Raw genomic sequence first — 7679 nt, 5'->3', positions numbered from 1 at the left:
TCGAGAAGATCGGCGTCTGGTACGACAACGCCAGCCTGAGCATCGCCGTCCCGGAGTACGTCAGCGACGTCAACTCACTGGAGGACCTGGCCGCCAACGCCGACATGTTCAACGGCGAGATCATCGGCATCGAGGCCGGCGCCGGCCTGACCGCCGCCACCCAGGACAAGGTCATCCCGGAGTACGACCTGACCGACAAGCTCACCCTGAGGACGTCGTCGACGCCGGCGATGCTGGCCGCGCTGGACGGCGCGATCAAGGACCAGAAGCCGATCGTGGTGACTCTCTGGCACCCGCACTGGGCCTACGCGAACTACCCGCTGAAGGACCTGGCGGACCCGAAGAACACGCTCGGCGGGGCCGAGGAGATCACCACGCTGGCCCGTCAGGGCTTCGGCGCGGACTTCCCCGAGGTCACCGAGATGCTGAAGAAGTTCCAGATGGACGACCAGCAGCTCGGCTCGCTGGAGGACCTGATGTTCAACGTGCACAAGGACGACGAGGAGAAGGCCGTCGAGGAGTGGCTGAAGGCCAACCCGGACTACGCCGGGACGGTGGAGGTAGCCACCTCCTGATCCGGCCCTGAGCGATCAGCCGCCGGTGGCGGGGCCGACGTGCCCCGCCACCGGCGGCTGAACTATCTCTCCGGAGCCACGCCGCCGGAATCCCGAACCGACGGGACGCCGCCGCGCCGGGCCCGCCACTCGGGGGCCAGCACCGACCAGACCTCCAGGTCGATCCGGCCGTCCGGGCCGGGCAACACCTCACGGAGTACGCCGTCGCGCCGCATGCCGAGCCGGCGGGCCACCGCGATGCTGCGCGCGTTCCCGGCGTTGGTGCGCCACTCGACCCGGTGCAGGCCACGCTCGTCCACCACCCAGTCCACGAGCCGGCCGACCGCGCGGGTCACCAGGCCCCGCCCTCGGCGGCCGGCTCCAGCCAGCAGCCCGCCTCGCACACCCCGGTCGCCGCGTTCAGCGACACCAGCAGCACCCCGCCGACCAGCGTGCCGCCGGACCAGATGCCCCAGATGCCGCCGTCGTCGCGGGCCCACCGGTCGGCGTACCGCTGGAGCACCTGCCGCGCCCCGGCGAGGTCGGCGGCCACGAAGGACGGCGACACCCAGGGCGAGATGTGTTCCCGCGCCCTGTCCAGGTTGGCCAGGAACTCCTCGGCGTGCCACGGGTCGAGTGGTCGCAGCTGCGCGTCCCCGGTCAGGGGCACGGCGAACATCAGCGCCCACCGCCCGGCACGACCCCACGACGGTCGGCCGGCCCGCCGAGCCGCAGGTCGACCACGCCGGCCGCGACCCCGGTCGGCCCGGCGCGTCCACCACGAAGGCGGCAAGGTCGGCGTCGGGGTCCGGCAACATGACCGCCCGCAACCGAACCAGTTCCCGCGCATCGTCCACAGTTGCCCGCCGCACCCCGCTCACCCGGCCAAGACTAGCCGGGCTCGCATCACCGCTTCCCGTGATATTCAACGACTGTCCGCGCCACCTGTCCCGGCCAGTTGCTGAGCATGCAACATCCGGGGAACGCCTACTGAGCGCGAGGCAACCTAGCGAAGCGCAACCGCCGGCACGGGCCCTGAACTACCTGCTGTTGGCCAGCTCCGCAGAAACCAGGTGGGCGAATCGAGCAACCCGGCATCCGGCGAGACCGCTCAGGATGTCCTCGACCCCGAGCCTGGAGCGTCCGCCTTTTCCTGTCGCCTCGGCCTGCTGCACGATGATGCTCACGAGTAGATCCGGCTCCGCGTCCAGCAGTCCACAGAGGAAATCGTCCGGATGCAGCACCTCGATGGCATATGGCGCGACGGCGCGATCCGGAAAGTCACGAAGATTGGCCGTGACGATCGCCTCCGCGTCGGCTGCGACGGCGGCAGCGAGCACATGGCGATCCTTCGGATCGTTGGTCATCTCGGTGATCAGCTGCTCGTACCCAGAGACCATCGCCTCTGGAAAGTGCTCCCGCATGACCTCGATCCGGCGGTCTGCCTTGGCAGCGCGAACCGAGGGCGGGAGGTTCCGCCGCACCTCGTCAAGGATGGTGCGCGACCAGACGGGGCGATACAGGTCCTGCTCAGCGCAGCGCAGCAGGGTGTCGGCGAGCACACTGGGCACGAGAACGCAGGCGTCCAGCACCGCTACGATCATCAGAGTCCGTCACGCGCCGAGCTGATCGTCTGACGACTGGCGCCCACGCCTGATCGCCTCGTCGTAGACGCCCATGTCGATCGCGTCTGCGGTCAACTCGTCCAACGCCTCGCGACGCGCCCTCGACCGCCGATCCTTGTATGTGAGCACGTCGTGCAGTGCGACGCGGCGACTGGAGTTTGGGCGGGTGTAGGGCAGCACCCCGTCGTTCATCAGCTTGACCACTGTCGGTCTGGTCACGCCGAGGATCGCGGCAGCCTCTCCGGTTGATAATTCGACGTTCTCTGCCATGACCCGGACCGGTCGCCCCCGGCCGAGGATCGACACGACTTCGGCGAGAGCCTCGCCCACCACCGGCGGCACGTCGACCGGCTCTGCCCCGTCGACGATGAGTTGCAGTCGCCGCCCTCGGAGCGGTCGCCGAGCGAAACGCCGCAGCTCATCACCGTCGGGCTCCAGCCCGCCCGCAGGCACCACCGTCACAAGATCCTCCGAACGCCTCGCTTCCCCCCACCATACCCAGAGAAACGAAAAAAACGATAGAAGTAGCTGCGACAGGCCGGTCAGGGGTTGCAACTGCCGTGGATGCCCGCTTCTACCGTTCGAGGCGCCTGGTGGTGCACTCGGATTGCCAGGTGCGGAGGGCGTGTTTGAGGCGGCGGTTCTCCTCCCGCACCTGGTCGCGCTGCCGGGTACGCTCCCCATCTCGTACGCGAGCCGGTGCAGCAGGGCGTCGACCTCCTCGGGCCGGTAGCCGCGCCGGCCCAGCGGCGTGCGGGGCAGCTCGACGGCGGCGAGCCGGTCGGGGGTGAACGGGCCGGTCAGCGCGTTGCGGCTGTGGTAGACGCCCATCAGCAGCCGAACTCGCGGGCAACGTGGAGCCGGCCGACGGGCAGGCCGGCGGCGGGCAGCCGCCGACGGGCCGCAGTGAGCATGGCCGGCGGACCGCACACGTAGACCTCCTGAACGGCCCGGTAGTGGTGGAGGGCGAGCGTGAGGGCGTCCCCCCGCCCGGCCGGTGTCGCGGCGACCTGTTCGACCAGGGCGCGCAGCGGCGCGAGCCCGGTGCCCCGGCGACCAGCAGCAGATCCGCGCGGGATTCCGGGTCGAGCCGCAGCCCGGTGTCGCCCGGCGGGCCGAGCCAGAGCGGGTCGCCGGGGCGTACCGCGTGGACGAGCGCGCGGGAGACGGCGGCGACGGCTCGGACGTGGAACTCCAGGGTTCCGTCGGGGCGGGGCGCGTTGGCCGGCGAGTACCAGCGCCACCGGCCGGGCCAGCGTTCGGTGCTGACCGGCACCGCCTGGCCGGGCCGGAACGGCAGCCGCCGCCACGGGCGCACGGTCAGGATGGCGATGTCTTCGGCTGCCCGGTGATGCTCGATGACCTCGGCGGGCCACCAGGCCGGGCCGTCGCCGGCCCGCTCGGCGGCGCCGGTCACCGCTGCCGACGCCTGCCGCGCGGCTCGGTCCCACATCGCCCGCCAGCTCCGGCGTCCACGGCAGGTTCCGGGCAACAGTGCCGGTCAGCGCCGCCTCGATGATGCGCTGGTGCGGCAGCAGCCGATAACGGCGGTACGCCCGGCCGAGCACCGCCAGCAGCGCCGCCCGCCCCGCCGGGTCGTCGCCGCCGCTGGCCAGCCGCCCCAGCGCGGCGAGGAGCAGCCCCGCCGCCCGCTCCGGCAGCAGCCCTGGACGACGGTCCTCGACCGCGTACCAGAACTGGTCGGCGGCCTGGCGGGCGTACCGCATGGTGAGCGTCCACGACGCGGCCAGCGCGGCGGTCACGAGCCGGCCTCGTCGGCGAAGGCCCGCCGCGCCGCCGCCACCGCGCCGACCGGCACGCCGAGCGCCCCCAACACCCCGCCCAGGTAGTCGACCACCCGCCGATGCTGCGCCTCGGTCAAACCCAGGCCGCGCCACGCCCGACCGCCGGCCGGACCAGATCGCCGGCCGGTCCGCCGAGCGCCACCGTGAGGGTCAGCGCCAGGTGCCCGGCGAGCCGGGCCCGATCAACCCCGACGAGGTACGGCGCCAGCTCCGCGTCCGCCGCCACCACCCCCAGCCACCGCGCCACCGCGTCCCGCACCAGCTCCGGCCCGGCCACACCCTCCATCGGGTACGCCCCGAGCCCGGTCACAACCACACCCTCGCGTCCGGGTCACCGGCCGCGACCAGCTCCCGCACGGGTACCGCCGCCGCCTTATCACTGACCGCCACCACCACCGGAGCGTCATGCAGCACCGCCGCCATGGAGAGCCCTTCCGCCGAGATCGAGAGTTGGAGCGGGCGGGGACGGCGGCGACGCGTACGGGGAAACGCCCCACCGGAGCCCAGCACCCGCCCCGGGCCATACGTCAAGGCTGACGGCAACCACAGTCAGCAACATGACCGCCAGCAAGTGGCCGATATTCGTTCAGGACAGAAAGGGGTTATCGATATGCACGGCACGTATACCGGCCAGTCGCGCAACGAGTTGAATAGGTAGGCTCAACAGACCACGACGGAGGAGCCGCCCAGCAATGGCGAGGACCCCGCGCACGGAAACGACCTGCCCTCGCTGCGGCGGACGGCTTGCCCGCGACAACACCACCGGCCGATGTGGACCATGTACGGCCGCCGAACGCGATCGGCTCGTCGTCCCACCGGCCCTGCCGACCAGCTTCTGGGACCATGAGCCGATTCAGCAGGCGCTGAGAGCCCGCCACTTGGGTTTGGTCATCCGGGCTTACCGATGCCATCCCTACCACGGCCGTCAGCCTCTGCCACAAGAGCCCGTGGCCCGCTGGTTCGGTATCTCGCAAGCGCAGCTCAGCAGAGTCGAGAGCGGGCCACCAATCGTCCACCTCGATCGTCTCGGTCGCTGGGCACAGCTTCTACAAATCCCTGCCCACCTGCTGTGGTTCAAGCTGCCCCTCGGAGGCGACTCCGGAGATGCCGCCGATCGCGTCGAGGCTGAGCGACCCAACGCCAAGGCGACAGGACGCCGGCCGTTCGCCACTGCCCAGCGGGCTCCCACTTGGAGGAGGGTGCACGGCCAACAGCCGCCGTCGCGGGACGCCCACCTACACTTCGTGCACTCGATCCGGATGACCGATCGCCGCGTCGGCGGTGGACACCTGTACGCCACCGTGACTGCCTATCTCTCCCAGGGGGTCGCCCTGCCGCAACTGGGTCGAGACACGACCGGCAACAAGCAGATGATCGCCGTTGTCGCCTCGCTCAACGAGATGGCCGGGTGGATGGCGCATGATGCTGGTGCCGCTGAACCGGCCCGCCGGCACCTCGGCGATGCCCTTTCTATGGCCGTCCAGAGCGGGGATCATCAGCTTGCCGCACAGGTGTGCGCGGGCCTCAGCCACCTCGCGGGACATCACGGCGACGCCGACCAGGCGGTCTCCTACGCCCGAACCGGCCTGGCGCGACTCAGGCAGGCTCCGCCGCACGGTCGACTCCGAGCGCGGCTCCTGGCGATGCAGGCACGAGGCTTCGCTATCGCCGGTCGACCACTCGAAGCAACAAGATCACTCGCCGACGCGGAGGCAACTCTGCACCGACCGACCACGACGGCATCCGAGTGGCTGAGTCCTTTCGACTCCACCTCATTTGCTATCGAGGCTGCCCGCTGTTTCCTACGAATCGGTGACCTGTCCGAGGCCAGGGCTCAGGCAAGGTAGCGGAATGCCCGGTGTGAGTGTCTTGGGCGGACACTCCTGATCATGGTGAGATGAGGCCGGGCGCGGTCTCTCGGTGATCATTCAGGTGTCGAGGCTGAGATGGATCAATCGAGGACCGCGCCCGTTGGGATCATCATCGCTGATCGGTGTGCTGGCTGTGCACGCGGATCAGGTCGCAGTGTCGTTGCCTGCTTCGTGCCGGGCGAGTCTGGTCGAGGCGTTGGCCGTGGTGCCGGACCGGCGTGATCGGCGGGGTGTGGTGCATCCGCTCGCCGGGGTCCTGGCCACCGCGGTCGCAGTGGTGCTGGCCGGAGCCCGTTCAGCTGCTGCGGTCGCGGAGTGGGCGGCCGACGCTCCGCAGCCGGTGCTGGCCGGGCTCGGCGTGTGGCGTGATCCGCTCACGGGACGGCATCGGGCGCCGGACGAGTCGACCTTCCGCAGGATTCTGGCCGGTGTCGACGCTGACGCCCTGGACGACACGGTCGGCCGGTGGATCATCGCGTCCCAGGCGGCGGCGGACAACCACCGGCGGGTGTACAGCGTGGACGGCAAGACGTTGCGCGGCAGCGGCCCGGCCGGCGGCCAGGTGCATCTGCTCGCCGTGCTGGACCAGCACACCGGCGCCGTCCTCGGCCAGGTCGATGTGGACGGCAAAACGAACGAGCTGACCCGGTTCCGGCCGCTGCTGGAGCCACTCGACCTTGCCGGGGTGATCGTCACCGCCGACGCGCTGCACACCCACCGCGAGCACGCCCACTGGCTGGCCGACGACAAGAAAGCCGCCTACGTCTTCACGGTAAAGAAGAATCAGCCGCGTCTGTATCGGCAGCTCAAGGCCATACCCTGGGCGAAAATCCCGGTTCAGGACGAGACCGGCAACCGCGGACACGGACGATACGACATCCGCCGCCTGCAAGTGGTCACCTGCACCGGCACGCTCGCCTTGGACTTCCCGCACGCCGTGCAAGCCTTACGGATCCGGCGCCGCCGGTTGAACCTCAGTACCGGCCGATGGTCCACCGTCACCGTCTACGCGATCACCAACCTGACCGTAGCCCAGGTCGGCCCCGCCGACCTGGCCGACGCGTTGCGCGGACACTGGGCGATCGAGATTCTGCACCACATCCGTGACACCACCTACGCCGAAGACGCCAGCCGCATCCGCACCGGTAACGCGCCGCGTGTCATGGCCACCCTGCGAAACACCGCGATCAGCCTGCTCCGCTTGGCCGGCATCACCACGATCGCGAAAGCCCTCCGGCGTAATAGCCGAAACCCCTACCGACCACTACAACTACTCGGAATAACGTGAAACAGACAAAGGGCTACCTTGCCTGAGCCCTGGCCCGCACCCCGACGGCAGATCCCGGACCACCGCCCGCTGCAACGTCGCCATGCTCGGCGCCGCAGGCCCACCCTCGGCTGCCTGGGCGACGAGGTCGCGGTGCAACGCGGCGCGTTTCCCCGCCAATAGGCCAGCCGGCGCCGCAACTGATCGTCGACCACGAACCGGGGCCGCGCTGTCGCACCCAACTGATCAGTCGCCCGCGCCAGCCGCAGCCACCGCCACACCGTTCGCTCCACCACCTCTACGCTCGGTCGCGCTAACCCTGCTAGAGTTCCTGTCATGGTGCCAAGGATTCGCAGTGTCTACCTACTCGCACTGCTAGGCATGTCTTTCCTGGGATTTATTTTCGATCTTCCTGCTTGGCAGGCCGCCTTAATTGGCGTGGCGGCGACGATCCCGGTGGCCGTGGCCGACATATGGATGTCACATGCCACAAAACGTGGCGACGCGATCTGACAGTATCGCTAGAAGAACGCGGATTGGGTCAGGATCTTTCGCCT

Annotated in this window: 10 protein-coding genes and 1 pseudogene; 3 read left to right on the top strand and 8 right to left on the bottom strand. The window is 69.7% G+C overall.

Annotation, left to right across the window (positions count from 1 at the left end; all coding sequences use genetic code 11):
* The coding region (locus tag KIF24_RS08270; RefSeq protein WP_221083526.1) for a glycine betaine ABC transporter substrate-binding protein at positions 1 to 575 on the top strand (575 nt) is incomplete at its 5' end.
* A gap of 62 nt (positions 576 to 637) precedes the next feature.
* Here KIF24_RS08270 and KIF24_RS32365 read toward each other — a convergent pair.
* From KIF24_RS32365 to KIF24_RS08230, 8 genes and pseudogenes are all read right to left on the bottom strand, one after another.
* Positions 638 to 1021: a GNAT family N-acetyltransferase gene (locus tag KIF24_RS32365; RefSeq protein ID WP_230414755.1), complete on the bottom strand. Its 384-nt coding sequence runs from the start codon at positions 1019 to 1021 to the stop codon at positions 638 to 640.
* Positions 907 to 1233: a GNAT family N-acetyltransferase gene (locus tag KIF24_RS32360; RefSeq protein ID WP_230415380.1), complete on the bottom strand. Its 327-nt coding sequence runs from the start codon at positions 1231 to 1233 to the stop codon at positions 907 to 909. The genes KIF24_RS32365 and KIF24_RS32360 overlap by 115 nt, the downstream gene beginning before the upstream one ends.
* 361 nt (positions 1234 to 1594) lie before the next feature.
* On the bottom strand, positions 1595 to 2158 hold the full coding sequence (locus tag KIF24_RS08260; RefSeq protein WP_221082294.1) for a PIN domain-containing protein: 564 nt from the start codon (positions 2156 to 2158) through the stop codon (positions 1595 to 1597).
* 9 nt (positions 2159 to 2167) lie between these two features.
* Complete coding sequence (locus tag KIF24_RS32355) at positions 2168 to 3010, bottom strand: helix-turn-helix domain-containing protein (RefSeq protein WP_230416136.1); 843 nt, start codon at positions 3008 to 3010, stop codon at positions 2168 to 2170.
* A gap of 355 nt (positions 3011 to 3365) precedes the next feature.
* Positions 3366 to 3632 (bottom strand): annotated as a pseudogene (locus tag KIF24_RS32350) (FAD-binding oxidoreductase); the annotation flags it as partial.
* A 425-nt stretch (positions 3633 to 4057) separates the two neighbouring features.
* Positions 4058 to 4294 carry a globin family protein gene (locus KIF24_RS08240; protein ID WP_221083525.1) on the bottom strand — a complete coding sequence of 79 codons (237 nt, stop codon included), beginning with the start codon at positions 4292 to 4294 and terminating at the stop codon, positions 4058 to 4060.
* Positions 4291 to 4515, bottom strand: coding sequence for a hypothetical protein (locus KIF24_RS08235; protein ID WP_221082297.1), 225 nt, complete (start codon positions 4513 to 4515; stop codon positions 4291 to 4293). Before KIF24_RS08235 ends, KIF24_RS08240 begins: the two co-directional genes overlap by 4 nt.
* Before the next feature lie 704 nt (positions 4516 to 5219).
* The gene (locus tag KIF24_RS08230; protein WP_221082298.1) at positions 5220 to 5600 is read right to left on the bottom strand and encodes a hypothetical protein; all 381 of its coding nucleotides are present in this window, start codon (positions 5598 to 5600) and stop codon (positions 5220 to 5222) included.
* A 355-nt stretch (positions 5601 to 5955) separates the two neighbouring features.
* On the opposite strand from KIF24_RS08230, the gene KIF24_RS08225 reads away from it, so the two are divergent.
* Together KIF24_RS08225 and KIF24_RS33825 are read left to right on the top strand one after the other, a co-directional pair.
* Positions 5956 to 7143, top strand: a complete 1188-nt coding sequence (locus KIF24_RS08225) for an ISAs1 family transposase (RefSeq protein WP_230414691.1) — start codon at positions 5956 to 5958, stop codon at positions 7141 to 7143.
* Positions 7144 to 7503: 360 nt separating this feature from the next.
* A complete protein-coding gene (locus tag KIF24_RS33825; RefSeq protein WP_269440602.1) occupies positions 7504 to 7635 on the top strand; it encodes a hypothetical protein in 132 nt (43 codons plus the stop codon).
* Positions 7636 to 7679: the final 44 nt, after the last annotated feature.

The sequence above is a fragment of the Micromonospora tarapacensis genome (assembly GCF_019697375.1).
In the GTDB taxonomy this organism is placed as follows: Bacteria; Actinomycetota; Actinomycetes; order Mycobacteriales; family Micromonosporaceae; genus Micromonospora; species Micromonospora tarapacensis.
The sequence above is the reverse complement of the archived record's forward strand: the minus strand, read 5'-3'. Positions and strand labels throughout refer to the sequence as shown.

Bases quoted from the DNA above. Each gene is read 5' to 3' on its own strand.
- KIF24_RS32360 (WP_230415380.1), bottom strand. From the start codon at position 1,233: ATGTTCGCCGTGCCCCTGACCGGGGACGCGCAGCTGCGACCACTCGAC.
- KIF24_RS08260 (WP_221082294.1), bottom strand. From the start codon at position 2,158: ATGATCGTAGCGGTGCTGGACGCCTGCGTTCTCGTGCCCAGTGTGCTC.
- KIF24_RS32355 (WP_230416136.1), bottom strand. From the start codon at position 3,010: ATGGGCGTCTACCACAGCCGCAACGCGCTGACCGGCCCGTTCACCCCC.
- KIF24_RS33825 (WP_269440602.1), top strand. From the start codon at position 7,504: ATGTCTTTCCTGGGATTTATTTTCGATCTTCCTGCTTGGCAGGCCGCC.